At 70.4% G+C, this 26,880-nt stretch carries 28 protein-coding genes; 15 read left to right on the forward strand and 13 right to left on the reverse strand.

Annotated features, from left to right (window positions below):
- Entirely contained in the window at nt 1-1,167 is a 1,167-nt protein-coding gene (glgA, locus tag ACFC06_RS12320; protein WP_375935427.1) for a glycogen synthase, read from the reverse strand.
- Nucleotides 1,168-1,277: 110 nt separating this feature from the next.
- Here glgA and glgC point away from each other — a divergent pair, with 110 nt between their 5' ends.
- A complete protein-coding gene (glgC, locus tag ACFC06_RS12325; RefSeq protein ID WP_375929822.1) occupies nt 1,278-2,495 on the forward strand; it encodes a glucose-1-phosphate adenylyltransferase in 1,218 nt (405 codons plus the stop codon).
- A gap of 34 nt (nt 2,496-2,529) precedes the next feature.
- Here glgC and ACFC06_RS12330 read toward each other — a convergent pair whose 3' ends face one another.
- On the reverse strand, nt 2,530-3,162 hold the full coding sequence (locus ACFC06_RS12330) for an O-methyltransferase (protein ID WP_375929823.1): 633 nt from the start codon (nt 3,160-3,162) through the stop codon (nt 2,530-2,532).
- A gap of 270 nt (nt 3,163-3,432) precedes the next feature.
- Here ACFC06_RS12330 and sigE point away from each other — a divergent pair, with 270 nt between their 5' ends.
- The 9 genes from sigE to ACFC06_RS12375 all read left to right on the forward strand — a co-directional run bounded on the left by sigE (nt 3,433) and on the right by ACFC06_RS12375 (nt 10,518).
- Complete coding sequence (sigE, locus tag ACFC06_RS12335; protein ID WP_375929824.1) at nt 3,433-4,083, forward strand: RNA polymerase sigma factor SigE; 651 nt, start codon at nt 3,433-3,435, stop codon at nt 4,081-4,083.
- 74 nt (nt 4,084-4,157) lie between these two features.
- On the forward strand, nt 4,158-4,526 hold the full coding sequence (locus ACFC06_RS12340) for a hypothetical protein (RefSeq protein ID WP_375929825.1): 369 nt from the start codon (nt 4,158-4,160) through the stop codon (nt 4,524-4,526).
- A gap of 11 nt (nt 4,527-4,537) precedes the next feature.
- Nucleotides 4,538-6,073: a S1C family serine protease gene (locus ACFC06_RS12345; protein ID WP_375929826.1), complete on the forward strand. Its 1,536-nt coding sequence runs from the start codon at nt 4,538-4,540 to the stop codon at nt 6,071-6,073.
- Between the two features lie 33 nt (nt 6,074-6,106).
- Nucleotides 6,107-6,523 (forward strand): Sec-independent protein translocase protein TatB, encoded by a 417-nt coding sequence (tatB, locus tag ACFC06_RS12350; protein WP_375929827.1) that lies wholly within the window; start codon nt 6,107-6,109, stop codon nt 6,521-6,523.
- Nucleotides 6,524-6,703: 180 nt separating this feature from the next.
- Nucleotides 6,704-7,561 carry a hypothetical protein gene (locus ACFC06_RS12355; protein WP_278263229.1) on the forward strand — a complete coding sequence of 286 codons (858 nt, stop codon included), beginning with the start codon at nt 6,704-6,706 and terminating at the stop codon, nt 7,559-7,561.
- A gap of 116 nt (nt 7,562-7,677) precedes the next feature.
- Complete coding sequence (locus tag ACFC06_RS12360) at nt 7,678-8,250, forward strand: hypothetical protein (protein ID WP_375929828.1); 573 nt, start codon at nt 7,678-7,680, stop codon at nt 8,248-8,250.
- 89 nt (nt 8,251-8,339) lie between these two features.
- Nucleotides 8,340-9,413, forward strand: a complete 1,074-nt coding sequence (locus tag ACFC06_RS12365) for an XdhC family protein (protein WP_375929829.1) — start codon at nt 8,340-8,342, stop codon at nt 9,411-9,413.
- An 86-nt stretch (nt 9,414-9,499) separates the two neighbouring features.
- Nucleotides 9,500-10,063 carry a TetR/AcrR family transcriptional regulator gene (locus ACFC06_RS12370; RefSeq protein WP_375929830.1) on the forward strand — a complete coding sequence of 188 codons (564 nt, stop codon included), beginning with the start codon at nt 9,500-9,502 and terminating at the stop codon, nt 10,061-10,063.
- A complete protein-coding gene (locus tag ACFC06_RS12375; protein WP_375929831.1) occupies nt 10,060-10,518 on the forward strand; it encodes a DUF6640 family protein in 459 nt (152 codons plus the stop codon). The genes ACFC06_RS12370 and ACFC06_RS12375 overlap by 4 nt, the downstream gene beginning before the upstream one ends.
- 18 nt (nt 10,519-10,536) lie before the next feature.
- Here ACFC06_RS12375 and ACFC06_RS12380 read toward each other — a convergent pair whose 3' ends face one another.
- The 6 genes from ACFC06_RS12380 to dapE all read right to left on the reverse strand — a co-directional run bounded on the left by ACFC06_RS12380 (nt 10,537) and on the right by dapE (nt 16,746).
- Nucleotides 10,537-11,475 carry a glucosyl-3-phosphoglycerate synthase gene (locus ACFC06_RS12380; RefSeq protein ID WP_375929832.1) on the reverse strand — a complete coding sequence of 313 codons (939 nt, stop codon included), beginning with the start codon at nt 11,473-11,475 and terminating at the stop codon, nt 10,537-10,539.
- Nucleotides 11,472-12,287 carry a dihydropteroate synthase gene (gene folP / locus ACFC06_RS12385; protein WP_375935430.1) on the reverse strand — a complete coding sequence of 272 codons (816 nt, stop codon included), beginning with the start codon at nt 12,285-12,287 and terminating at the stop codon, nt 11,472-11,474. Before folP ends, ACFC06_RS12380 begins: the two co-directional genes overlap by 4 nt.
- Before the next feature lie 204 nt (nt 12,288-12,491).
- A complete protein-coding gene (locus ACFC06_RS12390; protein ID WP_375929833.1) occupies nt 12,492-14,258 on the reverse strand; it encodes a long-chain-acyl-CoA synthetase in 1,767 nt (588 codons plus the stop codon).
- 11 nt (nt 14,259-14,269) lie between these two features.
- Nucleotides 14,270-14,824, reverse strand: a complete 555-nt coding sequence (locus tag ACFC06_RS12395; RefSeq protein WP_375929834.1) for a TIGR00730 family Rossman fold protein — start codon at nt 14,822-14,824, stop codon at nt 14,270-14,272.
- Nucleotides 14,818-15,624, reverse strand: coding sequence for a TIGR00730 family Rossman fold protein (locus ACFC06_RS12400; protein ID WP_375929835.1), 807 nt, complete (start codon nt 15,622-15,624; stop codon nt 14,818-14,820). Before ACFC06_RS12400 ends, ACFC06_RS12395 begins: the two co-directional genes overlap by 7 nt.
- Before the next feature lie 27 nt (nt 15,625-15,651).
- Nucleotides 15,652-16,746, reverse strand: coding sequence for a succinyl-diaminopimelate desuccinylase (gene dapE, locus ACFC06_RS12405; protein ID WP_375929836.1), 1,095 nt, complete (start codon nt 16,744-16,746; stop codon nt 15,652-15,654).
- 285 nt (nt 16,747-17,031) lie between these two features.
- On the opposite strand from dapE, the gene ACFC06_RS12410 reads away from it, so the two are divergent.
- From ACFC06_RS12410 to ACFC06_RS12425, 4 genes are all read left to right on the forward strand, one after another.
- Nucleotides 17,032-17,649, forward strand: a complete 618-nt coding sequence (locus ACFC06_RS12410; RefSeq protein ID WP_375929837.1) for a hypothetical protein — start codon at nt 17,032-17,034, stop codon at nt 17,647-17,649.
- A gap of 119 nt (nt 17,650-17,768) precedes the next feature.
- Nucleotides 17,769-18,719 (forward strand): 2,3,4,5-tetrahydropyridine-2,6-dicarboxylate N-succinyltransferase, encoded by a 951-nt coding sequence (dapD, locus tag ACFC06_RS12415; protein ID WP_375929838.1) that lies wholly within the window; start codon nt 17,769-17,771, stop codon nt 18,717-18,719.
- A gap of 132 nt (nt 18,720-18,851) precedes the next feature.
- Nucleotides 18,852-19,931 (forward strand): NAD(P)/FAD-dependent oxidoreductase, encoded by a 1,080-nt coding sequence (locus tag ACFC06_RS12420; protein WP_375929839.1) that lies wholly within the window; start codon nt 18,852-18,854, stop codon nt 19,929-19,931.
- A complete protein-coding gene (locus tag ACFC06_RS12425; RefSeq protein WP_375929840.1) occupies nt 19,928-20,806 on the forward strand; it encodes an RNA polymerase sigma-70 factor in 879 nt (292 codons plus the stop codon). Before ACFC06_RS12420 ends, ACFC06_RS12425 begins: the two co-directional genes overlap by 4 nt.
- Nucleotides 20,807-20,809: 3 nt before the next feature.
- Here ACFC06_RS12425 and ACFC06_RS12430 read toward each other — a convergent pair whose 3' ends face one another.
- Nucleotides 20,810-22,237 carry an acyl-CoA synthetase gene (locus ACFC06_RS12430; protein ID WP_375929841.1) on the reverse strand — a complete coding sequence of 476 codons (1,428 nt, stop codon included), beginning with the start codon at nt 22,235-22,237 and terminating at the stop codon, nt 20,810-20,812.
- Nucleotides 22,238-22,352: 115 nt separating this feature from the next.
- Here ACFC06_RS12430 and ACFC06_RS12435 point away from each other — a divergent pair, with 115 nt between their 5' ends.
- Nucleotides 22,353-23,204, forward strand: coding sequence for an oxygenase MpaB family protein (locus tag ACFC06_RS12435; RefSeq protein WP_375929842.1), 852 nt, complete (start codon nt 22,353-22,355; stop codon nt 23,202-23,204).
- 34 nt (nt 23,205-23,238) lie between these two features.
- On the opposite strand, the gene ACFC06_RS12440 is transcribed toward ACFC06_RS12435, so the two are convergent.
- The 4 genes from ACFC06_RS12440 to fdxA form a co-directional block, all read right to left on the reverse strand.
- Nucleotides 23,239-23,766 (reverse strand): hypothetical protein, encoded by a 528-nt coding sequence (locus ACFC06_RS12440; protein ID WP_375929843.1) that lies wholly within the window; start codon nt 23,764-23,766, stop codon nt 23,239-23,241.
- A gap of 16 nt (nt 23,767-23,782) precedes the next feature.
- Nucleotides 23,783-25,369 (reverse strand): serine/threonine-protein kinase, encoded by a 1,587-nt coding sequence (locus ACFC06_RS12445; protein ID WP_375929844.1) that lies wholly within the window; start codon nt 25,367-25,369, stop codon nt 23,783-23,785.
- A gap of 78 nt (nt 25,370-25,447) precedes the next feature.
- The gene (dapC, locus tag ACFC06_RS12450) at nt 25,448-26,539 is read right to left on the reverse strand and encodes a succinyldiaminopimelate transaminase (protein WP_375929845.1); all 1,092 of its coding nucleotides are present in this window, start codon (nt 26,537-26,539) and stop codon (nt 25,448-25,450) included.
- Nucleotides 26,536-26,859 (reverse strand): ferredoxin, encoded by a 324-nt coding sequence (fdxA, locus tag ACFC06_RS12455; RefSeq protein ID WP_022566345.1) that lies wholly within the window; start codon nt 26,857-26,859, stop codon nt 26,536-26,538. The genes dapC and fdxA overlap by 4 nt, the downstream gene beginning before the upstream one ends.
- Nucleotides 26,860-26,880 lie beyond the last annotated feature (21 nt).

Raw genomic sequence — 26,880 nt, forward strand, 5'->3', positions numbered from 1 at the left:
TCAGCGCAGGACGCTGCGATACACCGCCACGGTGTCCTCGGCGATCTTGGCCCAGTCGAATTCCGCGATGGCCCGTGCCCGCCCGGCCTCGCCGTAGCGCACCGCCAGCGCCGGATCACTCGTCACCGCGTTCACCGCCATGGCCAGCCCGCGTTCGTAGACCTCCGGCTCGTCGGCGGCGTAGTGCACCAGCGTGCCGGTGACCCCGTCGGCGACCACCTCGGGAATCCCGCCCACATCGGAGGCCACCACCGCGGTGGCACAGGCCATCGCCTCCAGGTTGACGATGCCGAGCGGCTCGTAGACCGACGGGCACACGAAGACCGCCGAGGCGGCCAGGATCTGGCGCACCTGCTCGGTGGGCAGCATCTCCTGCACCCAGAACACCTTGCCGCGGCGGCGGTGCAGCTCGTCGACCGCCGTGGCGACCTCCTGCTCGAGTTCGGGGGTGTCGGCCGCGCCCGCGCACAGCACCAGCTGGATGTCGGGGTCGAAATCGTGGGCGGCGGCGAGCAGGTGGCCGACGCCCTTCTGCCGGGTGATCCGTCCGACGAACGAGACGATCGGCAGGTCCGGACGCACCCCGAGGCGCTCCAGCACCGTTGTCTCCCCCGGCGCGGGCGGGCCGGGATGCCAGACGGTCGCGTCGATCCCGTTGTGCACCACGTGCACTCGCGCGGGGTCGATCGCCGGGTAGGCGTCGAGTACGTCGTGGCGCATGCCCGCGCTGACGGCGATGATCGCGTCGGCGTTCTCCATCGCGGTGCGCTCCGACCACGACGACAGCCGGTAGCCGCCGCCGAGCTGCTCGGCCTTCCACGGCCTGCGCGGCTCGAGCGAATGCGCGGTGAGCACGTGCGGGATGTCGTAGAGCGCGGCCGCCAGATGCCCGGCCAGGCCCGCGTACCAGGTGTGCGAGTGGACCACTTCGACGCCGCCCGCCGCGTCGGCCATGCGCAACTGGGCCGACATCATCCGCAACGCGGCATTGGCCGCGGCGAGCTCGGGATCGGGCCGGTGCACCACCGCGCCGGGGCGCGGCGCGCCCATGCAGTGCACCGTCACCGCGCACAACGCGCGCAGCCGCGCGGTGAGTTCGGTGACGTGCACGCCCGCCCCGCCGTACACCTCCGGCGGGTATTCCCGGGTCAGCACGGCGACGCGCAACGCGTCGGCCCGCGCCTGCTCGGTGTCGGTGCCAGAACTCACCGGTCCAAATTAGACCGTCGGGTCGACATGAGCCACCGACGCCTGCGCGGACCTGTACTTTGAGCAGGGTGAGGAGCCAGCCGCACGTACTCGGGATCGTGCTCGCCGGTGGCGAGGGCAAACGACTGTTTCCGCTCACGGCAGACCGCGCCAAGCCCGCGGTGCCGTTCGGTGGCGCCTACCGGCTGATCGATTTCGTGCTCAGCAATCTGGTCAACGCGGGCTATCTGCGCCTGTGCGTGCTCACCCAGTACAAGTCGCACTCGCTGGACCGCCACATCTCCCAGACCTGGCGGCTGTCCGGGTTCACCGGCGAGTACATCACCCCGGTGCCCGCCCAGCAGCGGCTCGGGCCGCGCTGGTACACCGGCAGCGCCGACGCGATCATGCAGTCGCTCAACCTGATCTACGACGAGGACCCCGACTACATCGTGGTCTTCGGCGCCGACCACGTGTACCGGATGGACCCGGAGCAGATGGTCGCCAGCCACATCGCCTCCGGCGCGGGTGTCACCGTGGCGGGTATCCGGGTGCCGCGCAGCGAGGCGAGCGCGTTCGGCTGTATCGACTCCGACGAGTCCGGCCGGATCACCCAGTTCCTGGAGAAACCCGCGCACCCGCCCGGCACGCCCGACGACCCGAACGTCACCTTCGCCTCGATGGGCAACTACGTGTTCACCACCCGCGTGCTGGTCGAGGCCATCCGCGCCGACGCCGAGAACTCCGATTCCGACCACGACATGGGCGGCGACATCATCCCGGCACTGGTGGCCGCGGGCCAGGCCGCCGTCTACGACTTCGCCGACAACGAGGTGCCCGGCGCGACCGACCGCGACCGCGGCTACTGGCGTGACGTCGGCACCATCGACGCCTTCTACGAGGCGCACATGGACCTGGTCTCGGTGCACCCGGTGTTCAACCTCTACAACAAGCACTGGCCCATCCGCGGCGCCGCCGAGAACCTGCCCCCGGCCAAGTTCGCCCAGGGCGGGCTGGCGCAGGAGTCGATCGTGGGGTCCGGCTCGATCCTGTCGGCGGCCACCGTGCGCAACTCGGTGCTCAGCTCGAACGTGATGATCGACGACGGCGCCACCGTGGAGGGCAGCGTGCTGATGCCCGGGGTGCGGATCGGGCGCGGCGCGGTGGTGCGCCACGCCATCCTGGACAAGAACGTGGTGGTCGGCGAGGGCGAGATCATCGGTGTCGACCTGGACCGCGACCGCGAGCGCTTCGCGGTGAGCAACGGCGGGGTGGTCACCGTAGGCAAGGGCATCTGGGTCGGCTGAGCCGAATCACGGCGGCTGGCGCCGCGGGTTCGCCTCAACACCGCGAGGCGCAGAGGAGTCCGTCGCCGATGGGGATGAGGACGCTGGTCAGGTCGGGATTCTCGGCGATGGCGCGGGTGGCGGCGCGCACCGCCGTGGTGGCCGGGTCGCGCTGGGCCGGGTCGGGGACACGCCCGCCGAGCAGCGCGTTGTGCAGGATGATGGCGCCGCCTTCGCGCAGTAGTCGCACGCCCTGCTCCACATAGTGCAGGTGTTCCATCGGCGCGGCGTCGACGAAGACCAGGTCGTAGGCGCCGTCGGCCAGCCGGGGCAGCACGTCGAGCGCGCGGCCGTTGATCAGCCGGGTGCGCGCGGGCGGGATGTCGGCGGTGCGGAAGGCCTCCTTGGCGGCGCGCTGATGCTCGGGCTCGGAATCGATGGTGGTGAGGGTGCCGTCCTCACGCATGCCGTCGAGCAGCCATAACCCGCTGATGCCGGCGCCGGTGCCCACTTCGACGACCGCGCGGGCGCCCAGCATCTGCGCGTACATGCTCAGCACCGCGCCGACCGAGGCGGGCACGGGCGCTGCCCCCAGTTCGGTGGCCCGCTCCCGCGCCTCGAGGAGGACCTCGTCCTCGACGACGGACTCCTCCACGTACGCCAGGTTCCGCTCCACGTTCGATGCCACAGCTAAGAGGCTAGGCCACCGAGGGGGTCTGTGTATTCAGCGAAGGCGCGGGTGCGGCGAAATGTCGATTCTCAGGCCACACTCAGGATCCCCACACCTGTCCCATATCGCGACAGGAAATAGTTGCCCTACGCAAGGCCAGCCGATCGCGGCGGGCACGAGACGGGAACAACCACACACCGATGCTGGTTGATTCCGGTAAGCAAGGTTCGCTGACCCGGACCGGCAGGCCTCGTGCCGGCGGTCCCGAGTAGGAGGTGTCCCATCCCGATGGTAGACACGGCGCGTCCGAACGCCACACTGCCCGATCACACCCTCCCCGCAGACTTCGCCGCCGAGGGCGAGATCCTCGATGCCGAGCTCACCGGCACCGCCGCGTTCGACGCGACCGGTGACCGCACGGTCATGCCCTCCTGGGACGAATTGGTCCGCGAACACGCCGACCGGGTCTACCGCCTGGCCTACCGCCTCTCCGGCGACGCCCAGGACGCCGAGGACCTCACCCAGGAGACCTTCATCCGGGTCTTCCGCTCGCTGCAGAGCTACCAGCCGGGCACCTTCGAGGGCTGGCTGCACCGCATCACCACCAACCTGTTCCTGGACATGGTGCGCCGCCGCAACCGCATCCGGATGGAAGCCTTACCCGAGGACTACGACCGGGTGCCCGCCGAGGGCCCCACCCCCGAGGACGCCTACCACGACGCGCGCCTCGACCCCGACCTGCAGAAAGCACTCGACGCGCTGGCACCGGAGTTCCGCGCCGCGGTGGTGCTGTGTGACATCGAGGGCCTGTCCTACGAGGAGATCGGCGCGACGCTCGGCGTCAAGCTGGGTACCGTGCGCAGCCGGATCCACCGTGGGCGGCAGGCACTGCGCGAGCACCTTGCGCATAATGGAACTACAGCAGCGGTACTCCGCTGACGCCTACGCTGGGTGACGCCGGGTGTGGTGTCCCCGGTTGGTCGGTCGATGTCGGTCGGAAGGATGATCTCCGCATGAGTGTGGACCCCGGAGCGGCGGGTCGATCGCCGCGCTTCCAGCCCACCGAGCACCTGGCCAGCGAGGCGGTCGCGGCCTATGTCGACGGCGAGCTGCGGATGAACGCGTATCTGCGTGCCGCCCAGCATCTTTCGGTCTGCCCCGAGTGCGCGGCCGAGGTCGACGCCCAGCAGCAGGCCCGCATCGCGCTGCGCCGCGCCGCCGAGGTGGCCGTGCCGCGCAGCCTGCACGACAGTCTCACCCGCATCCCGCTGGCCGAACTGCCCGGCACGCCGGCCCAGCCGCCGCGCCGTAACGAGGCGTTTCTCGGATTCATCACCGATTCCTTCACCGCGACCCGGTGGACAACCTGGCGGCGCAAGTAGAGTCTCGACACGTGACAGGCGAATCGACGAATTCCGGATCGACCGAGCACACGGATTCGGGGGCGGAGCGGGGGAACCTGCGTCCCTCCGACGCGCCGAACCTCGGACCGCGCCCGGTGTACCGGCCGCACATCGACAGCCATACCGCGCGCGCGTTCCGCCGTCCGAACGGACAGTCCGGCTCGTTCGCCCCGCACGAACCCCGGCCCACCGATCGGCCCGCCGAGACCGATCAGCTCGTCACCCAGCGCCCGCCCGACGGCGTGCTGGCCGAGGCGTTCGCCCGGCCGGAGGGTTCCGACGAGCTGCTCCAGCGCGAGCCGGGTGCCACCGAGGACTCCCCCGCCGTCGCAGGCCCTGTCGATCCCTGGCGTGATCCGGCCGCCGCGGCCCGCCTCGGCGCTCCCGCCGTCGCCGCCGCGCCGGTCAAGCGCCCGCCCGACGCGCCCAAACTGACCGCCCGCGAGGTGCTGTTCGGCTCCACCGTCGCGCCCAAGGCGCTGGCCGTGCTGGCCGCCCTGGCGCTCGGTATCGCCGTGGTGGGCGGGCTGGTCGGGCGGATCACCGCCGAGACCGCCTCCACCCTGACCTCGCGCGAGGTCACCCTCGATCAGACCGGCGGCACCGAGGAGCCGCACAGCCGCATCGCCGCGGTCGCCAACGCGGTGCTGCCCTCGGTGGTCTCCATCCGGGTCACCGTCGGCGACAACGGCGCCACCGGTTCGGGTGTGGTGATCGACGGCAAGGGCTATGTCGTCACCAACAACCACGTCATCTCGATGGCCGCGACCGACAAGTCCGACCGCGCCGCCATCCAGGTGCAGTTCTCCGACGGCACCCGCGTGCCCGCCCAGATCGTCGGCCGCGATCCCAAGACCGACCTGGCCGTGCTCAAGGTGGAGGCCAAGAACCTCACCGTCGCCAATCTCGGGAAATCCGCCGACGTGCAGGTCGGCGACGACGTGCTGGCCATCGGCTCCCCGCTGGGCCTGAGCAAGACCGTCACCTCCGGCATCGTCAGCGCCCTGCACCGCCCGGTGAAGCTGGCGGGTGAGGGCAGCGACACCAACGCCGTCATCGACGCCGTGCAGACCGACGCCGCCATCAACCCGGGTAACTCCGGTGGCGCCCTGGTCGACATGCAGGGCCGCGTGATCGGCATCAACACCGCCATCCGCAGCGAGACCGGCGGTTCGGTGGGCCTGGGCTTCGCCATCCCGGTCGACGTCATGCAGAACGTCGCCCAGACGCTCATCAACGACGGCCAGATGCACCACCCGGTGATCGGCCTGACCGCACGCACCAAGACCGTGGCCAACGAGGTGATGAGCGGCGCCGCCGTCGCCGATGTCACCCCGGACGGGCCCGCGGCCAAGGCGGGCATCGTCGAGGGCGATGTGATCGTGAAGATCGGCGACCGTGAGGTCACCAATCCCGACGAGCTGGTCGTGGCCGTCCAGCAGCACAAGATCGGCGACAAGGTGAACGTGCAGTTGATCCGCGACGGCAGGCAGGTGGACGTCCCGGTCACCCTCGAATCCGACTGACCAGCGGCGTCGCGCGCCGGGTACCCTGGATTCGTGTTCAGCAACATCGGGTGGAGCGAGATGATGATCCTGCTCGTCGCCGCCCTCGTGATCCTCGGGCCGGAGCGCCTGCCCGGCGCCGTGCGCTGGACCACCCGTTCCCTGCGCCAGGTGCGCGACTACGCCAGCGGGGCCACCAGCCAGCTCAAGCAGGAGCTGGGGCCGGAGTTCGACGAGCTGCGCAAGCCGCTGGCCGAGCTCAACGAGCTGCGGTCGATGAGCCCGCGCGCCGCGGTGACCAAGCACCTGCTGGGTGGGGACGATTCGGTGCTGCGCGATCTGGAGAGCGCGGTGCCCGACAAGCAGCAGCTCTTCGGCACCAGCAGCGGCATGCCCGGCGGATCGACGCCGTCGCTGCAGAAGCCGCTGACGCACAACGAGCGCCCGCCGATCGACTCCGACGCCACCTGAGCCCAGAACACACCGCACGGTCGGCATTTGCCACGTGATCGCGCACACCCGGTGTTGCCGTGCCGACCTCGCATCCTTGTGATTGCCGACAAGATCGCGAGAATTCCCGTTGTCGCACAGGACAGTTGGATGTCAACCGATATAGACACGGAATGCTGTCGAGCTGTCTAGACTTCGCACATGTCGGCCGATGACGTGGCAAGAGTCTTCGCGATCGAGGACAAGGTCGAGAGACTCAAAGCGGCCACCGACGGGGTGGCGGCTGCCCAGCAGACCATCAACGAACTCACCAGGATCCGGCGCGCCGTGATCCGCGAACTCCATGCCGAAGGCTGGACTTTCGCCAGGATCGGCGCCGCGGCGGGCCTATCGCGCGCGCGGATCCATCAGGTCAGCACCCAGGGCCCCGTGCCGGAGGGACTGTTCTTCGGGCACGGCGCGCTGACCGTCCTCGCGCCGGAGGTCCGGGCGGGCAGGCTGCTCGGCGCGCCCGATCCGGCCGCCCCGCAACGCCTGGCCGAGCTCCTGCGCCAGCTCGGCTTCGTGGCGACGGTGGAGACCTTCCTGCCCGGCAGGCCGATCGATCTCAATCGCGACGGCCTGGTGATCCTCGGCGGCCCGGAGCTCTCACCGAGCCTGCGTCAGCTGGTGGTCGCCGACCCCCGGCTGCGCCGCACCGTCACCCGCGCGGGCGACACCCGGCGCGGCATCGAGGACCGGGCCGCGCGGCGTGTCTACCGGCCCGGCGGCACCGAACCGCACGACATCGCCTACCTGGCCCGGCTGCCCCGCCCCGACCGGCGCGGCAGCATCATGCTCATCGACGGCCTGCATCCGCCCGGCTCACTGGGTGCGATCAGATTGCTGGCGACCCGGCTCGCGACCCTGCACGAACGCGCGAGCACACAGCTGTTCTCGGTGTTGATTGCGGTTCGGTATGACCGCACGACCGGAGAACCGGTAGACGCGGACCTGCTCACCCCGGTCTATCGGCACGAAACCGACCCCAGGTTGGCTACGACCCGGGTTCATCCATAGCTGGAATTAAACTAACCATGCTTTGTGATCTGCATCACGGTATTGTTATGGATCACATGTCGTCCACGATGGTTAGATTGCTAGCGAGTAACCGAGTGTGAGTAGGTGAGCTTCACATGTTCTCGTCTCCCGAGGCCAGCGCGTGCCGGGTCCTGCCCGTCCGCGCGGCAGGCACCCCGGACCCCCACCCCGTCCCCCCGTTCGAGGCCGCGCCGGTGGCCGACGAGGTCATCGTCGCCACGCACCGCGTCACCTACAGCGACCGGCTGAAGGTCTTCATCGGCCCGCACGAGGACGTCGACAGCTTCCTGCGCCCGCTACGCCGGATGGACGGGCACCAGCGCTACGCGCTCGAACTGACCCTGCTCCCCGAGCCGATGCCCGCCACCGACGTCACCGCGACGGTGAGCGCGGCCCGCGGAGACCTCGCGCTGCACTGCGCGGGCTCGGCGGGCGCGATGACGCTACAGCTGCGCACCACCATCGACCACGTCACCCGCCGCTACACCCTCGGTCTCACCGGCAGCCGCCTCGGCCTGCCCACGGTGTACCTGCCGCACGGCGACGAGGACACCTACGTCTACCCGGAAGAGGTGTTCACGGCCGACCACGCGACGGAGGTCTTCCGCGACTTCTTCCACGCGGGCACCATCCCCGCCGGCCTGCACCGCCGCGAAATCCTCGACTGACACTCCCCCGCGCTCGGCGCGCGCGCATGCCCGGCGATAGCTAGGCTGGTCGCAGCGGTCCCCCGCGACCGCGGGAAGGCCGGTGCGCGATGCGTGAACTGCTCGGACCGGTGCTCGCACTGCTCGCCGCCCAGCCGGTGGCGCTGGCCAGGATCGTCGACCGTACCGACGCCGGCCCGCGCGAGACCGGGGCCGCGATGGCGGTGACCGGCGACGGCCGGGTGCTGGGTTCGCTGTCGGGTGGCTGTGTCGAGGCCGCCGTCCTGCACACCGCCGGACAGGTGCTGCGCGACGGCCACGCGAGCACCGAACGATTCGCCGCGGCCGACGAGTTCGCGGTCGGGCTGCCCTGTGGCGGCGAGATCGAGGTCTTCGTCGAACGTCTCGACCACACCGCCGTCTCCCTGCTGCGCGAGCTGGACGCGGCGCTCACCGCCCACCGCCCGATCGCCCTGGCCACCACCCTCGAATCCACGCCGGACCGCAGGCTGCTGACCCCGGGACACCGGCGACCGTGGCGCGATCTCGACCGCGACGCCGCCGCCCTGCTCGCCGCGGGGCGCCACGGGATCGTCGGCGCCCAGGACTGCACCCCCGCCGCGGCGACGCGCCCCCGCACCTTCGTGCAGGTCTTCCGCTCACCCGCCCGGATGATCCTGGCCGGTGCCGACGACTACACCCGCGCTCTCGCGGCCGCCGCCACCCCGCTCGGCTACCACGTCACCGTGGTCGACGCCCGCGAAACCTTCACCACCCCGGCCCGATTCCCCGGCGCGCACGAGGTGGTCGTCGACTGGCCGCACCGCTATCTCGAATCCGAACACCGCGCGGGCCGCCTGGACCACCGCACCGTCGTCTGCGTGCTCACCCACGACCCGAAGTTCGATGTCCCGCTGCTGGCCGCGGCCCTACCCCTGCCCCTGGCCTTCCTCGGCGCCCTCGGCTCGCGCCGCGCCCACGCCGACCGCACCGCGCGCCTGCGCGAATCCGGTTGCGCCCCGGCTGATATCGCCCGCATCCACAGCCCCCTCGGCCTGGACCTCGCCGCCCACACCCCCGAGGAGACCGCCATCTCCATCCTCGCCGAGATCCTCGCCACCCGCACCGCCGCCTCGGCCCGGCCCCTCGCCGACCTCGACGGCCCCATTCATCCGCACCGCTGAGCGGCCCGAGGGCCTCTGCACTCAGCCCAAGCTTTGATACAGTTTGTTTCATAAGTTCGAAACAATCTGTCTCACAGTGAGGTTCGATGCGTCCACCCGATCCGCGCACCGTGCGCAGCCGCGACACCGCGCTCACCGCCGCGAGGGAGCTGCTGATCGAACAGGGCTTCGCCGGGCTCACCCACGGCGCGGTCGCCACCCGCAGCGGGATCAGCCGCGCGACCCTGTACCGAATCTGGCCCGAGCCCACCGATCTGGTGCGCGCCACCCTCACCCGCCACATCGCCCAGGCCCGGTCCGAGCCCACCGGTGACCTCCGCGCCGACCTGCGCCGCGAACTGGCGGGTACCCGGGCGATGCTGCACGATCCCGGCAGCGACCAGGCCATGCGCGTGGTGATCGAAAGGGCCGCCGTCGAACCGGAATTCGCACGAATCAAGCAGGCGCTGTACCGGTCGGGCACCCGGGTGGTGCGGGCGGTACTGACCGACGCCGTCGCACGCGGCGAACTCCCGGACGGCCTGGACATCGACCGGGCGGTGGACCGCCTGTTCGGTCCCCTGTTCTTCCGGCGGCTCCTCGCCGACCGGACCTTCGACCTCGACTACGTCGACGACGTGGTCGACGACTTCCTCCAAGGAACCGCGTGAGCACTTCCCCCACCCGAACCCTTTCCACCGCACGCGTTCTCGTCGTCCTGGTTGCGCTCGTCACCGCGGCAGGCGCCCTGCTCGCCGACTACCTGATCCCGGCGAGCGCCGAGCAGCACCTGCGCAACGACGCCTGGCCCCCGCACGCGAAATTCCATGACGCCCAGTACATCGTGATGTCGATCCTGCTCGGCGTGATCGCCGCGGCACTGGTGGTCCGCGACGGCCTGACGCGAGCGCGTCTGCGCACCGCCTGCGCGATCCTGGCGACCCCCTGGCTGGGCTTGCTCGCCGCACTTGCCTTCCCGGGCACCGGAATCCAGGACCCCGGCTTCGACAACCCGGTCGTCCTCGGACTGCACCCCCAGGTGCTGCTGGCGCTGATCCTGCTGATCGTCCTCACGGCCGCCACCGTGCTGACCTACCGTTCCGAACCGGCCGGAACCCAGGTCTAGCACCGGCGGTGGCGTCGGTCAGGCGGCGACCTGTTCGGGGCGGAGGGTTTTCATCGGGGGGCGGTCCTCGAGGGAGACCTCGGTGGAGTGGGGGATGAATTCGTTGCCGATGAGCGGGAACTGGGTGAGGGCGGCGCCGGAGTCGGGGACGCCGCTGCGGCGCAGCGCGGTGCCGAGGATCTGGCGGCTCATGACGCCGAGGTCGGACAGGGGGCGGTTGCGGTGGGTGCGCACGCCCAGGTTGACCTGGGTGATGGCGTCGAGGCCGAGACGGTCGTAGGTGTCGAGCAGCAGGCCGATCTCCACCCCGTAGCCGGGGGCGAAGGGCACGGCCGTGAGCAGCTCGCGGGTGCCGGCGTACTCACCGCCCAGGGGCTGGAGCACCTGGGCCAGTTCGGGGCGCAGCGCGGCCAGCAGCGGGCGCGCTACCAGCTCGGTGACCCGGCCGCCGCCGTGCGCGTCCACCGACTCGCCCTGACGCAGCGGGCGCCGGTAGTACGCCTTGGACAGGTGCGTGTCCGGCGTGGTCAGCAGGGGCCCGAGCAGCTTGGGCACGAACGCGGGGTCGGGGTCGATGAGATCGGAGTCGACGAAGGCGATCAGGTCGCCGGTGGTGCAGGCCAGCGAACGCCACAGCACCTCGCCCTTGCCGGGCAGCGGTTCGAGTTCGGGGACGGCTTCCTCGCGGGTGATCACCTCGGCGCCCGCGGCGCGGGCCCGGGCGGCGGTGGCGTCGGTGGAGCCGGAATCGAGGACGATCAGTTCGTCGACGAGCGTGCCGAGCAGCGGCCGGATACTGGCCACCACGTCGGCGACGGTGTCCTGTTCGTTGAGCGCGGGCAGCACCACCGAGACGGTGCGGCCCGCCTTGGCGGCGACGAGTGCGTCCACTGTCCAGTCGGGGGTGTCCCAGGTGTGGGTGGTGGCCCAGGCGGGCTCGCGGTGTTGGATTTTCATGCCAGACCTCGCAGAGTTCGTGCGGGGGGCCGGATGCCCTGGATCGCGGCGATCATGTCCACGACCCGCCGGGTTTCGGCGACTTCGTGAACCCGGAAGATCCGAGCGCCCGCGGCGGCCGACCACGCGGTGGCCGCCAAGGTGCCCTCGACCCTTTCGGTGAGACCTACCCCTAGAGTCTCCCCGATAAAATCCTTGTTGCTCAGTGCCATCAGGACTGGCCATCCGGTTTTTACGAGACTGTCGATTCCGCGCAACAACTCGAGCCCGTGATAGGTGTTCTTCCCGAAATCATGCGTGGGATCGATCACGATCCCGTCCCGGCGCACCCCCGCCGCGGCCGCGCGCTCGGCCGCGGCCACCACCGTCGCGGTCACCTCGGCCACCACATCGGTGTAGCGCACCCGGTGCGGACGGGTCCGCGGGACGGCGCCGCCGGTGTGACTGCACACGATCCCCGCGCCGGTCTCGGCCGCCACCCGCACCAGGTCCGGGTCGGCGCCCGCCCAGGTGTCGTTGATCAGCTCGGCGCCCTCGGCCACCGCCGCCCGCGCGACCTCGCTGCGCCAGGTGTCCACACTGATCAACAGGTCGGGATACTTCGCGCGGATCGCCGCGACGAACGGCACCACCCGCAGCGTTTCCTCGGCCGCGTCGACGGTGGCGCCCGGGCCCGCCTTCACCCCGCCGATGTCGACCAGGTCGGCGCCCTCGTCGACGGCCCTGGCCACCCGGTCCATGGCGGCCTCGTCGGTGAAGGTGGCGCCGCGGTCGTAGAAGGAATCGGGCGTGCGATTCACGATCGCCATCACCAGCGCCCGATCCCCCGGCACCACCCGCCCGCACAAGCTGGGGCTCGCCCGCCTCTCCGCGACTCTTGCCGACGACTCGGAGCCGCTGCCGCTGGCGTGCCGGGCAGGCGGTTCGGTGGCTGGTCGCGGTTCGGGCGTGCCCGACGGGTTACCGGTGTTCATGCGAAATCAGACGTTACCTTGCGGTCTCCGGGCGATTCCGGGCTATCGCGGGGCTCGGCCGCCCGCGACGTCGGCGGCGTAGTCGTCGTAGGCGGGCACATAGCCCTCCGACGGGCCCGACAGCACGTAGAGCTGACTCTCGTCGTCCAGGGTGTAGCCCTGCTTGCGCAGTTCCACCTTGCGGCTCTTGAAGGTGGAGGTCTGCTCCAGTTCCGCGACCACGCGCACGAACAGCGGCACCGCGTAGAGCGGCAGACGCGCGTAGGCGGTGGACGCCAGGGCGCGGCCGTCGAACTCGGTATCGGGGTGCAGGGTGACCGCGGCCATGCCCGCCTTGCCGTCGGTGCCGGGGATGTCGACGCCGTAGACCACGGCCTGCTCGATCTGGTCGTCGTGGTCCAGGGCACCCTCGACCTCGGTGGTGGCCACGTTCTCGCCCTTCCAGCGGAAGGTGTCGCCGAGCCGGTCGACGAAGGCGATGTGCCAGAAGTGCTGGTCGCGCACCAGGTCGCCGGTGTCGAACCAGCAGTCGCCCTTCTTGAAGCCGTCGCGCACGAGCTTGGACTCCGAGGCCGTCTTGTCGGTGTAGCCGTCGAAGGGCTGACGATCGTTCACCTTGGCCAGCAGCAGCCCCACGCCACCCGAGCGCACCTTGCGCAGCTTCCCGTCGCGGCCGCGCCGGGCCTTGCCGGTCTCGTCGTCGTATTCCACGACCGCGTACGGCAGCGGGCACAGCCCGGCGGTGCGGTCGACACCGAAGGCGTTGACGAAGGCCAGCGGCGCCTCGCTGGAGCCGTAGAACTCCACCACCCGCGCGATGCCGAAGCGGCGGCGGAACTCGTCCCACAGTTCCGGGCGCAGCCCGTTGCCGACGGCCAGGCGCACCCGGTTGCCCTGCTCGGCCGGGCGGACCGGCTGATTGAGCAGGTAGCGGCACAGTTCGCCGATGTAGATGAACGCGGTCGCGCGCTCGCGGGCGATCTCGTCCCAGAAGTTCGAGGCGGAGAACTTGCGGCTGAGCACATAGGTCGCCTCGCCGGCCAGCACCGACGACAGCGCGACCGTGAGCGCGTTGTTGTGATAGAGCGGCAGGCAGCAGTACAGGGCGTCGTCGGCGCGCAGCCGCACCCCGAGCCCGCCGAGGCCGGACATGCTCTTGGTCCAGCGGTGATGGGTCATCACGCTGGCCTTGGGCATCCCGGTGGTGCCGGAGGTGAAGATCAGGAAGGCCCGCTCCCCCGCGGTGACCTGCGCGCAGACGGCCGGGTCGGCGTCGGCGGCGGTGCGCGCGGCCTCGGCCAGCTCCTCGGCGGGCAGCACGTTCGCGGCCGGTTCGGGCAGCGAGTCCAGCGCCTCGGCGCATTCGGCACCGACCACGTCGAGCACGCTGTCGAGCAGGCCGATGCTGTGCGCGAGCACCTGGTCGCGCTGGTTGTAGTTGAGCAGGCCCACGGTGGCGCCGAGCTTGAGCACCGCGAGCACGGTGAACAGCGTCTCGGGCCGGTTGGTCATCAGCACGCCGACCACCTCGCCGCGGCGCACCCCGCGCGCGGTCAGCACCGCGGCATACCGGTTGACCTCGCTGTTGGCGGCCCGATAGGTGTAGGAACTGCCCTCGAACCGCAGGAACACCCGGTCCGGGCGGCGGTGCGCGACCCGCTGGAAGTACAGGCCGATGGAGGCTTTGTCCTTGGGCCCCACCAGCATTCCGCGCGCGTTGCGCAGCATGCCGGGGACCTCCATGGCCATCCCGGGCAGTGCCTTGGCCAGGTCGAACACGCTCACCGTGTCGCGGGCGTCATTGCTCACGTCGATCTCTCCTACCCTTGCGCCGCAGCCGGTTCCAGCGCGGCGAACGCGGCCGCCAGGTCGGTGACCACGATGATGCGGTCCCGTGCCTGCCGGGTCATGATGTTGCGCTCGTACAGTTCGTCGATCCAGCGGAACAGCCCGTCGTAGAAGCCGTTCGCGTCCAGCACCACCACGGTCTTGTCGTGCTCACCGAGGTAGCCACCGGTCCAGGTCTCGAACAGTTCCTCCAGTGTGCCGATTCCGCCGGGCAGCGCCAGGAACGCGTCGGCGCGCTGTTCCATGATCTGCTTGCGCTGGCGCATGGTGTCGGTGACGACCAGCTCGTCGGAGTCGACATCGGCGACTTCCCGGTGCACCAGATGTTTCGGGATCACCCCGAGGGTGTGCGCGCCACCCGCCCTCGCGGCGGTGGCCACCGCGCCCATCATCGACACGTGCCCGCCGCCGGAGACCAGACTCCAACCGCGCCGGGCGATCTCGGTGCCGACGCGCGCGGCCAGGCCGATCAGTTCGGGGTCGGTGGTGCTGGCCGAACAGTAGACGCAGATCGCACGGCTCACCACTGGTCCTCGCTGCCGAGCCGCTCGATGTCCGGGTGGCCGACGTGGTCGGCCTGGATGATCCGCACGACCTCCTCGACGCTGTCGGTGACCTGGATCAGGTCGACGTCCTCGGGCGAGATCTTGCCGGAGGCGGCCAGCGAGTCCCGCAGCCAGTCGACCAGGCCCGACCAGAAGGCGGTGCCGAACAGGATGATCGGGAACCGGGTGATCTTGCGGGTCTGCACCAGCGTCATCGCCTCGAACAGCTCGTCGAGGGTGCCGAAACCGCCGGGCAGGCACACGAAGGCCTGCGAGTACTTCACGAACATGGTCTTGCGGACGAAGAAGTAGCGGAAGTTGATCCCCAGGTCCACCCACTCGTTGAGGCCCTGTTCGAACGGCAGCTCGATGCCGAGGCCGATCGAGTACCCGCCCGCCTCCGACGACCCGCGGTTGGCGGCCTCCATCGCGCCGGGGCCGCCGCCGGTGATCACCGCGAACCCGGCCTCGGTCAGCGCGGCGCCGATGGCCACGCCCGCCTGGTATTCCGGATGGTCACGCGGGGTGCGGGCCGAGCCGAACACCGTCACCGCGGGCGGTACCTCGGCCAGCGCGCCGAAACCCTCGACGAACTCGGCCTGGATGCGCAGCACCCGCCACGGATCGGTGTGCACCCAGTCGGCGTCCTGGCGCGAGTCCAGCAGGTTGCGGTCGGCGGTGCGCACGCCCGGCTTGCGTTCGCGCCGGAACATCACCGGTCCCCGGAACTTCGCCGTCGATCTGACCTTCCCACCCTGCTCGTCCGCGGAATCGGTAGACATGCTCCCAACCTACTTGCCGCGGGCCGCTCAGCTCCGGGTGAGGTAGGTGCGCAGCATGGCGGTGACGGCGGTGATCTGCGCCAGCGGCACGTGCTCGTCGCGCTTGTGCGCCAGGTTCGGATCGCCGGGGCCGAAGTTCACGGCCGGGATGCCGCGCGCGGCGAAGCGGGAGACATCGGTCCAGCCGTACTTGGCGCGCACCCCGCCGCCGCCGTGCGCGTTGACCGAGTCGATCAGGGTGCGCGCGGCGGGCGCGGTGAGCCCGGGCAGCGCGCCCGGTGAGGAATCGGTGATCTCGAAGGTCACCGGGAGCCCGGCGAAGACCTCGCGCACGTGCTCGACGGCCTGCTCCACACTGCGATCGGGCGCGAAACGGAAGTTCACATCCACCTCGGCGACATCGGGCACCACATTGCCCGCCACGCCACCGGAGACCCGCACCGCCGACAGCCCCTCCCGGTACACACAGCCGTCGATGTCGACCTGCCGGGCCTGGTACGCCGACAGGCGCTCGAGCACCGGCGCCAGCCCGTGGATCGCGTTCTCGCCCAGCCACGCGCGGGCCGAGTGCGCGCGCGTGCCCGCGGTGCTCAGCCGCACCCGCAGGGTGCCCTGGCAGCCCGCCTCGATCCAGCCCGCCGACGGTTCACCGAGCACGGCGAGGTCGCCTTCGAGCCATTCGGGCAGGTCGCGCTCGATGTGGGCGAGACCGTTGAACTCCGCGGCGATCTCCTCGCCGTCGTAGAAGATGAGCGTCAGATCGTGGGCCGGGTCGGTGATGGTGGCGGCCAGGTGCAGGAAGACCGCGTCGCCGGACTTCATGTCGACGGTGCCGCAGCCGAACAGCACCGGTTCCCCGTCGACCTCGGCCGGGCGGCTGGGCACATTGTCGGCGATCGGGACGGTGTCCAGGTGCCCGGCCAGGATCACCCGGGTGGGCAGCCCGCGCGAGGTGCGCGCCAGGACCACATTGCCGTGCCGCAGGATCTCGAATCCGCTGGTCTGCTCGCGCAGCGCCTGCTCGACCAGGTCCGCGATCTTGGCCTCGTCCCGCGACACACTGGGGACATCCACGAGGGCGGCTGTCAGCTGGATCGGATCGGCGCGCAAATCGAGAGTCACATCTCGACAGTAGTACGCCCGGCGGCCCGCACCCCGTGTTCGCGCGCGCGGGCGACGATCGGCGGGGCCGGGGCGGACGATCCGGCGCACAGCATCGTCCCAGCGAACCCGCGCCCACCCGGGTGACGCTCGGCGCCTCCCGTCACAGGACCGCAAAGTGCCTGCTCGAGCAAATATGACGATCTCATGACGACGAACCCGGGTGTGCCCCATCGTTTTTCGCTCCGCTAGCGTTACGGCGGCGGTCCCGATCGGGACAGCAAACACATGGAGGGGTTCATCAGTATGAAGTTCGGAAAGATCACCACTGCTGTTTTCCTCGCGGTGACCGCGGTGGGTATCACCGCCGCGACCGCGAACGGTCAGCCCGCCGTGGCGACCGAGCAGCCGGCCGTGGTGGCTTCGGGGGGCGTGACTTCGGGTGTCGCGCAGGGCATCAACTACAACACCACCGTCTCGCCGGTCGACAAGACCATCACCTGGTCGGTGGACAGCGGTCGCTTCCAGCTGACCGAGGACGGCTCGGCCGTCGCCCTGATCGCCGACAACGGCGCGACGGTCGACCAGGTGGCGCTGAAGTCCGAGGTCGCCGGTCTGCCGATCGCGGTGGCCCAGGAGATCAGCGCGGACGGCCGCAGCGTCAAGCTGGCCGCCTCGATGACCCCCGAGGACACCACCAAGCTGCAGAACGTCGCGGAGCTGAAGGACATCAGCTCCTACGACCGCCTGATGGAGCAGGTCAACAAGAACCTGCCGGGTATCGCGATCGGTGGCATCATCGGCGCGTTCATCCCGTTCCTGTGGCTGATCACCATCCCCGCCGGCATGCTCATCGGCGGTTACGTGATGGGTGGCCAGGAGTTCCTGGACGCCGTGATCGCGTTCGCCACCGGTCAGCCCTGATCTGACGCGGTAGCACCGTGAGGGGGTGTGCGGGCCACAGCGGCCCGCACACCCCTTTCTCGTCGCCTGCGGCGGGGGTAGCGCACACTTCGCGCGGCCGACCCGGCAAAATGGGGGATGTGAGTATTCAGGGAGCCACCGCAGTCGGTATCGCCAATGTGACCTCGGACGGGACCGTCCTCGACACCTGGTACCCCAGCCCGGAGCTGGGCGAGGTCAGCGAGACCGGCACCAAGCGCCTGGAGGCGTCGGAGGCCGGTGCGTTCGCCGAGCTGCTCGGCGTGGACGCGGCGCGCGGGGTCGAGGTGATCGCGGTGCGTACCACCATCGCGGACCTGTCGGCCGCCCCGGTCGACGCGCACGACGTCTACCTGCGCCTGCACCTGCTCTCGCACCGTCTCGTCCAGCCGCACGGCCTGAGCCTGGACGGCCAGTTCGGTCTGCTCAGCAATGTGGTGTGGACCAACCACGGCCCGTGCGCGGTGGAGGGCTTCGAGCAGACCCGCCTGAAGCTGCGCGCCCGCGGCCCGGTGACCGTGCTCAGCATCGACAAGTTCCCCCGCCTGGTCGACTACGTGGTCCCCTCCGGTGTACGCATCGGTGACGCCGACCGCGTGCGCCTGGGTGCGCACCTGGCCTCGGGCACCACGGTCATGCACGAGGGCTTCGTCAACTTCAACGCGGGCACCCTGGGCAACTCGATGGTCGAGGGCCGCATCTCGGCCGGTGTCGTGGTCGCCGACGGCACCGACGTCGGCGGTGGCGCCTCCATCATGGGCACCCTGTCCGGCGGCGGCACCCAGGTCATCTCGGTGGGCGAGCGCTCGCTGCTGGGCGCCAACTCCGGCCTGGGCATCTCGCTGGGCGACGACTGCGTGATCGAGGCGGGCCTCTACGTCACCGCGGGCACCAAGGTGACCGGCCCCGACGGCACCGTGGTCAAGGCCGCGACACTGTCCGGGCAGTCGAACCTGCTGTTCCGCCGCAACTCCACCACCGGCGCCGTCGAGGTGGTGCCGCGCAAGGGCACCGGCGTCGAGCTCAACGCCGCCCTGCACGCCAACGACTGAGCACCCGTCGCGGAAGGCCCCGTACTCCCCGAGTGCGGGGCCTTCTGCCTGCGGTGATCCAGATCACCGTCACAGATCCGGGCCCTGCCGCATCCCATGGTCGAACGCACCATCCAACAGCAGGAGGCAGCGATGCACATCGTCGTGATCGGGGCAGGGTATGCGGGCGCGGGGGCAGCCAACCGGCTGGCCGCCAAGACAGCGGGGGCGCGGATCACCGTGGTCAATCCGCGGGCCGATTTCATCCAGCGGGTGCGGCTGCACGAGCAGCTGGCGGGCACCGGGTCGGCGGCCATTCCGCTGACCGAGATGCTGCGCCCCGGCATCACGCTGCGCGTGGCCGCGGCGGACAAGATCGGTGACGGCACGGTGGCCCTCGACGACGGCACCGATCTCGCCTTCGACCACCTGCTGCTGGCCGTCGGCAGCACCGCCCAGCCGCTGCCCGGCACGATCCCCGTCGCCACCTGGGAGGGCGCCGAGCTGGCGCGGGTCGCCCTCGCCGCCCTGCCCGCGGACCGGGTCGTCACGGTCATCGGCGGTGGCCTGACCGGTATCGAGACCGCCGCCGAGGTCGCCGAGGCGCGGCCGGATCTGCGGGTGCGCCTGGTGAGCGGCACGCTCGGGGCGAGCCTGTCGCGCGGTGGACAGCGCAGCGCGCGCCGGGGGCTCGAGCGGCTGGGCGTGGAGTGTGTGCGCGGCGAGATCGATCATGTCGACGGGTCGCGGGTAAACCTGCGCTCGGGGACCGCGCTCGACACGGATCTGACGCTGTGGGCCGTCGTCTCGGGCGTGCCCGAACTCGCCGCGCGCAGCGGGCTCGCCGTCGACGCCCAGGGCCGCGCGCTCGTCGACGCCCATCTGCGCAGCGTCACCGACCCGCGCGTGTTCGTCATCGGTGACTGCGCCGCGGTCCCCGGCGCCCGGATGGCCTGCGCCACCGCGGGTCCGCAGGGCGCGCACGCGGCCGATACGCTCGCCCGGATGATCGAAGGACGTGCGCCGCAACCCTTCTCGATGGCCTCGGTCGGGCAGGCGCTGAGCATCGGCCGCCGCGACGCCGTGCTCCAGGCCACCCGCGGCGACGACACCCCGCTGCCGCTGCACCTCGCCCGGCGCCCGGCCGCCGTCGCCAAGGAACGCATCGTGCGCTACGCCGCCTACGCCGCGCGCACCGGCAACGCCGTCTGGCTGCGCGGCCGCAAACCATGACCGGCCCGCACGAGGACACCTTCGCCGAGAACCGGCGGCTGCTGTTCTCGATCGCCTACGAGATCCTCGGCACCGTGGTCGATGCCGAGGACGTGCTCCAGGACAGCTACCTGCGCTGGCGCGGAGTCGACCTGTCCGCGGTCGGCAATCCCCGCGCCTACCTGGCCCAGATCGTCACCCGGCAGGCGCTGGGGGTGCTGCGCTCGGCCGCGCACCGGCACGAGGAGTACGTGGGCCCGTGGCTGCCCGAGCCGCTGGCCACCACCGCCGACGGCGGGGTGGAGCACGTGCTCACCGGCGAGGACGTCACCGTCGCCATGCTGCTCGTGCTCGAGACGCTCACCCCGTTGCAGCGCGCGGTGTTCGTGCTGCGCGAGGTGTTCGCCTTCGACTACGCCGAGATCGCGGCCGCGGTCGACAAGTCCGAAGCCGCTGTGCGCCAGCTCAATCAGCGCGCGCGGGCCCGCGTGCACGCGCAGCGGCACACCGCCGTCGCCACGCCCGCCGAGGCGCAGTCGGTGGTCGAGCGGTTCTCGCTGGCCGCCGCCACCGGCAATGTGCAGGCGCTGATGGACGTGCTCGCCCCCGATGTGGTGTTCCTCGGCGACGGCGGCGGCGTGGTGAGCGCGGCACGGCGCCCGGTGGTCGGGCCGGACAAGGTGGCGCGGCTGGTCATCGGGCTGCTCGGCAAGGGCGCGCAGCGGGGTGAGCTGGGCGCGCGGATCGCCACCTACAACGCCATGCCCGCGGTGGTGACCACCCTGGACGGGGTGGTCGACCAGGTGACCACCATCGAGGTCGTCGACGGGGTGGTCACCGCGCTGTACTCGGTGCGCAATCCCGCCAAGCTCGCGACCGTGCGGCTCACCGACTGACGCTCAGCCCAGCAGCTTCTTCTGCACCTTGCCCATGGCATTGCGCGGCAGGGCCTGGACGAAACGGACCTCGCGCGGGCGCTTGTGGGCCGAGAGCTGTTCGCCGACAAAGGCGGTCAGCTCCTCGGCCAGCGCGGGCGAGCCCGCCTCGCGGGGCACCACGAAGGCCACGATGCGCTGGCCGAGGTCGTCGTCGGGCAGGCCCGCCACCGCGACCTCGGCCACGGCCGGGTGCCCGAGCAGCGCGGTCTCGATCTCGCCCGCGCCGATGCGGTAGCCGCCGGACTTGATCAGGTCGATCGACTCGCGGCCGACGATGCGATGGAAGCCGTCGGGATCGATCACGGCGACGTCACCGGTGCGGAACCAGCCGTCCTCGGTCCAGTCCGCCGCGGTGGCCTCGGGACGGTTGAGGTAGCCGTCGAAGAGCATCGGGCCGCGCACCTGCAAACCACCGATGCTGCTGCCGTCGTGCGGGACCGGCTCCCCCGATTCGTCGCGCAGACGGGTTTCCACGCCGCGCACCGGCGTCCCCACCCAGCCCGGCCTGCGTTCGCCGTCGGCGCGGGTCGACAGGGTGATCATGGTCTCGCTCATGCCGTAGCGCTCCACCGGCGCCTGCCCGGTGAGCTCGGTCAGCCGCTCGAACACCGGCACCGGCAGCGGCGCGCTCCCCGACACCAGCAGCCGTGCCGCGCTCAATTCCTTGGCCAGCTCGGGCTTTTCGACGATGCGCGACCACACCGTCGGCACCCCGAAGTACAGGCTGCCACCGGCCCGCGCGTAGGACTCCGGCGTCGGCTTGCCGGTGTGGATCACCGGCGAGCCCACCCGCAGCGGGCCCAGCAGTCCGAGGATCAGCCCGTGCACGTGGAACAGCGGAAGTCCGTGCACCAGAGTGTCTTTCCAGGTCCACGCCCAGGCTTCGGCGAGCGCGTCCAGCCCGGCGGCGATGGCGCCGCGGCTGAGCATCACGCCCTTGGGCGCGCCGGTGGTGCCGGAGGTGTAGAGGATGAACGCGATGCGCGCCGGGTCGGGCTCGGGATAGGTGTGCCAGGAGCGCGCGTGCAGGCGCACCGGGATCACCGGCAGCTCGGTGCCCTCGGGCGCGGGACCGACCCAGGCCTGGGCGCCGGAATCGCGCAGGATGTGCTCGCGCTCGGCACTGCCGGAATCCGGCGGCACCGGAACCACCGTCACCCCGGCGATCAGGCAGCCGACCACCGCGAGCACCGTGCGCAGCGTCGGTTCGGCCAGCACCGCGACCCGCTGCGCCCGCGCGACCCGTTCCGCCACCGAAGTTGCCGCACCCAGCAGATCCGAGCGCGAGACGGTGGCATCATCGATGGTGACGGCGTCGGGAATGTCGGCCCCGGCGGCGACGGCGATCGGATCGAGTGAGGCGAGCAGCAGCGGCGGACCGAAAGGCATTCGTCCACGCTAACCCGGTGTGGTCCGGCGCGGTACGCCGCCGTCCGTTGACACCCCGGCGACAGAATGAGACATTCAACGTATAGTTCTCTCACCGATGAAGACGGGGTCAACGATGACCATCCTCGCTCGCTCGCGTTCGCCGAGATCCGAACCGGCCGATTTCGATATTCGCGACTATGTCGACGGGGCGGCCGCCTTCTACGGCGCCACCGCCAATGTGATCATGCAGCTCAGCCTGGCCCCCGTCGGCTACGGCGTCGCGGAATCACGCGTGCACAGCGGCAGCATCATGCGTCATCCGGTGAAACGAACCCGCACCACCCTCACCTACCTCTCGGTCGCCCTCATGGGCACCGACGAGGACCGCGCCGCCTTCCGCGCGGCCGTGGACAGCGTGCACCGCCACGTCCGCTCCACGCCCGAGAGCCCCGTGAAATACAACGCCTTCGACCGCAACCTGCAACTGTGGGTCGCCGCCTGTCTCTACTGGGGCTCGGTCGACGTCATGCGCCGCCTGCACGGCCCCACCGACGACGAGATCGCCGACCTCTTCTACACCTACGCCCACCACCTCGGCACCACCCTGCAGGTCCCCCGCGACATGTGGCCCGCCGACCGCGCCGCCTTCGACACCTACTGGTCCACCCACCTCCCCCGCACCAGCATCGACCCCACCATCAAGACCTACTTCGACGGCCTCCTCGACCTCCGCATGCTCCCCACCCCCCTCCGCCTCCCCTTCGCCCGCTTCCACCGCTGGTACACCACCGGCCTGCTCCCGGAACACCTCCGCGACCAGATGGGGATGCGCTGGACCGAGCGCGACGAACACCGCCTCAACCGGCTCATGCGCACCACCGGCTCGGTCGTCAGCCGCCTTCCCCGCCCGATCCGCAATTTCCCCTTCAACGCCACCCTCGCCGACATGCGCCGCCGCCAGCGCAAGGGAAAGCCCCTGGTATGACAACCGGCCTTTCACGCCTGCGCGTGCGCGAATGTCACTTCGTGCGCATGCTGTACTCGGACGCGTAATAGGTCAGCTCGGAGTCCGGCGTGACAAACGGCACCCGCATCTGCAGATCCGGCCGGGGCTCCTGCCAGTCGACTGCTTGAACCGGTTCACCGCCCCGAATGAAGACGGTGAATTTGTTCGATGTCGGAGCATCGTCGTTCGTCAGGAACCGAGAGGGAATTCCCAGCAGACAATTCTCAGCCAAATGTGTCCCTGCTTTTTCATTGAAGGACTCGACGGTGGTCAGGAAGCTCACCTGAACCGCCCGATCCCATTCCCCCGACCATCCCGCCTTTGCCGTCAGCTCTCCCACCGCCACGGACTCGACCTCGTTGTGTACCGCCGACGCGAACTCCTCGATCAGCCGTTTACCCGACCCCAATGGCTCTGCCCCGGATTTCAGGTCGAACGCCTGCCCGAGGCATGGGGCTGTCGGTTCATCGGGCGATCCACACCCGGATACCGCGACTGCCACCATCGCGAGAACAAGGACATTCGGAACGATCCAGCGCATGTCAGTCCTTCTCGGGTCAGAGGGGAGCTTGGTCCCACCACTGGGCGCGCAGGTCGTCGAAGGTGTGGGTGGGCCAGGAGACTTCGACGAGGATGGTGTCGGTGAAGGGGTTGATCCAGCCGTGGGTGGCGAGGGTGAAGGGGGCCCCGGGGGCGGTGGGGCGGAACAGGACGAGGGTGCCCATGCGGGAGTAGTCGCGTTCGGCGACGCGGTCGGTGTGGGCGGTGAGATAGGCGCTGACGTCGTCGGCGGAGTTGTACTTCGTGTACCAGACGGTGACGCCGTCGGGCTGGGTGCAGATGATCTGGCCCAGTGGGACCGGGTCGCCCGCCAGCGCGACGACCGTGCCCGCGCCCACGCAGCGCGCGTCGCGCCAGCCCAGGCCCTGGGGATCGGTGGGGATCATCTGGGGATAGGCGATGGCGATCGAATGGTGCTGGCCCCAGGGCATGGTGGGGGCCAGGCGCTGGGGACGGATGAACTTCCAGTAGACACCCGCGACACCGATGGCGGCCACGCCCAGCACCGCCAGCAGCACCAGCAGGACCGAGAGTGTGCGCCAACCCGAGGACACCCGGCGGTCGGGCGGATACGGCGGCCGACCGTACGGCGCCGGGCCGATCGGCGGACGAGGTACGGCACGCGGGGTACTCACGACAGTCGGCTGATGGGCATCGCTCATCGCTGTCGCGCCGGTACCCGGTCGCGAATACGCGGGCGGGTAGGTCGCCGTCGACGGAGCGGGTGACACCGACAGACCGGCACCGCCCGACAGAGCCGCAGCGGCCGCCTGCGCGAATTCCGCACAGCTGTCGAATCTTTCGGCCGGTTCCTTGGCCAGCGCCCGGGCGATGATCGCGTCGATCCCCGCAGGCAGATGACGAACCGTCGCGGAGACCCGGGGCACCGGCTTGGTCAGGTGCGCCGCCACCACCGCGCCGGGATTGTCTGCGGGAAAAGGACTTTCGCCGGTCAGCAGGGTGAACAGCGTGCAGCCCAGCGAATACTGATCGGAGCGGTGGTCGATCTCGCCACCGGACAGCTGTTCGGGCGAGGCGTAGGCGAGGGTGGCGAGGAAGTCGCCGGTGCGGGTGAGCTGACGGGCGTCACCGCGTAGCCGGGCGATACCGAAATCGGTGAGTACCACGCGATCTCCGGTCCGCGCGGCCGCCAGCAGGATATTGGCGGGCTTCACATCCCGGTGCAGCACATCGCGTTCGTGGGCGTAGTCCAGGGCTTCGGCGGTCTGGGTGACGACGCCGACCGCCCGGGCGGGATCCAGTGGCGTGCCACGGAATACCGAGGCATCGGTCCCGTCGACGTACTGCATCGAGATCCACATCAGCCCGTCCTCGACACCGCGATCGAGCACCGACACGATGCCGGGATGATCCAGCCGCGAGGACACATCCGCCTCGCGCTCGAACCGGCCACGCACCTCGGCGTCGGCCGAGAGTTCCCGGTTCAGCAGCTTGAGCGCCACCTGACGCGGCAGCCGCGGATGTGCCGCCAGGTAGACGGTGCCCATCCCACCGCGGCCGAGTGTCCGCACGATCCGGTACCCGGCGAACACCGTGCCCGCACCGATCCCCACCCCATGCATGCGTTGTGCGCCTTCCGATCCCGTGTCACCCGACCCGCCGGACAGTAGCCGATCCGGGGGCCGGGGGGCGAACGGTGATCAGGCCAGGCGCGATGCCGCTTCGGTGATGCGTTCGTCGGTCGCGGTGAGGGCGATGCGGACGTGTTCCGGGGAGCGGGGGCCGTAGAAGTCGCCGGGGGCGGCGAGGATGCCGCGGTCGGCCAGCCATTCGAGGGTCAGGCGGCAGGGTTCGCCGCGGGTGGCCCAGAGGTAGAGGCCCGCTTCGGAGTGGTCGATGCGGAAACCGGCCGCCAGCAAGGCTTTTCGCAGGGTGTCGCGACGGGCGCGGTAGCGCTCGCGCTGCTGGGCCTCGTGGGTGTCGTCGCTCAGGGCGGCGGTCATGGCGGCCTGGATGGGGAAGGGCAGCATCATGCCGGAGTGCTTGCGCACCTCGAGCAGTTCGGCCACCAGTTCCGGGTCACCGGCGACGAAACCGGCGCGGTAGCTGGCCAGGTTGGAGGTCTTCGACAGCGAGTGGATGGCCAGCAGACCGGTGTGGTCGCCGTCGCACACGCGCGGGTCGAGGATGGAGACGGCCTCGCCTTCCCAGGTCAGGCCCAGGTAGCACTCGTCGGAGGCGACGATCGCACCGCGTTCGCGGGCGAAGGCCACCACCTTGCGCAGGTGCTCGACCGGCAGCACCTTGCCGGTGGGGTTCGACGGCGAGTTCACGAAGATCAGCGCCGGGTTCTGCGGGCCGATCTGGGTGAGGCCGTCGGCCCGCCACGGCTTGGAGCCGGCCAGCAGCGCGCCCACCTCGTAGGTCGGGTAGGCGATCTCGGGGATCACCACCAGGTCCTCGGCGCCGAGCCCGAGCAGGCGCGGCAGACCGGCGATGAGCTCCTTGGTGCCGATCACCGGCAGCACCGCGGCCTGGTCGACCCCGGTGACCCCGAACCGGCGGGCCAGCGCCGCGACGGCGGCCGCGCGCAGCTCAGGGGTGCCGTGGGTGGTCGGGTAGCCGGGAACGGCCGCGACCGAGTTCAGGGCCGCCTGGATCAGCGGATCGACCGGGTCGACCGGCGTGCCGACGGACAGGTCCACCAGCCCGCCGGGATGCGCGGACGCCTTCTGCTTGAACCCGGCGATGGTGTCCCAGGGGAAATCGGGCAGCAGGCTGCTGACCCTCATTCTTCGGCCATGGGGGGCAGCGCCTTGATGAAGGCCGGGTCGTAGTCGACCTTGCCCACCTTGGTCGCGCCGCCGGGAGAACCGAGTTCGTCGAAGAAGTCGACGTTGGCGTTGATGTAGCCGCTCCACTGGTCCGGGGTGTCGTCTTCGTAGAAGATCGCCTCCACGGGGCAGACCGGCTCACACGCACCACAGTCAACGCACTCGTCGGGTTGGATGTAGAGCATGCGGCCACCCTCGTAGATGCAATCCACGGGGCACTCTTCGATGCACGCCTTGTCCTTCACGTCAACGCACGGTTCAGCGATGATGTACGGCACTGCCGTTCTCCTAGTCTGTCC

The sequence above is a fragment of the Nocardia sp. NPDC056064 genome, from assembly GCF_042266925.1.
Classification (GTDB): domain Bacteria; phylum Actinomycetota; class Actinomycetes; order Mycobacteriales; family Mycobacteriaceae; genus Nocardia.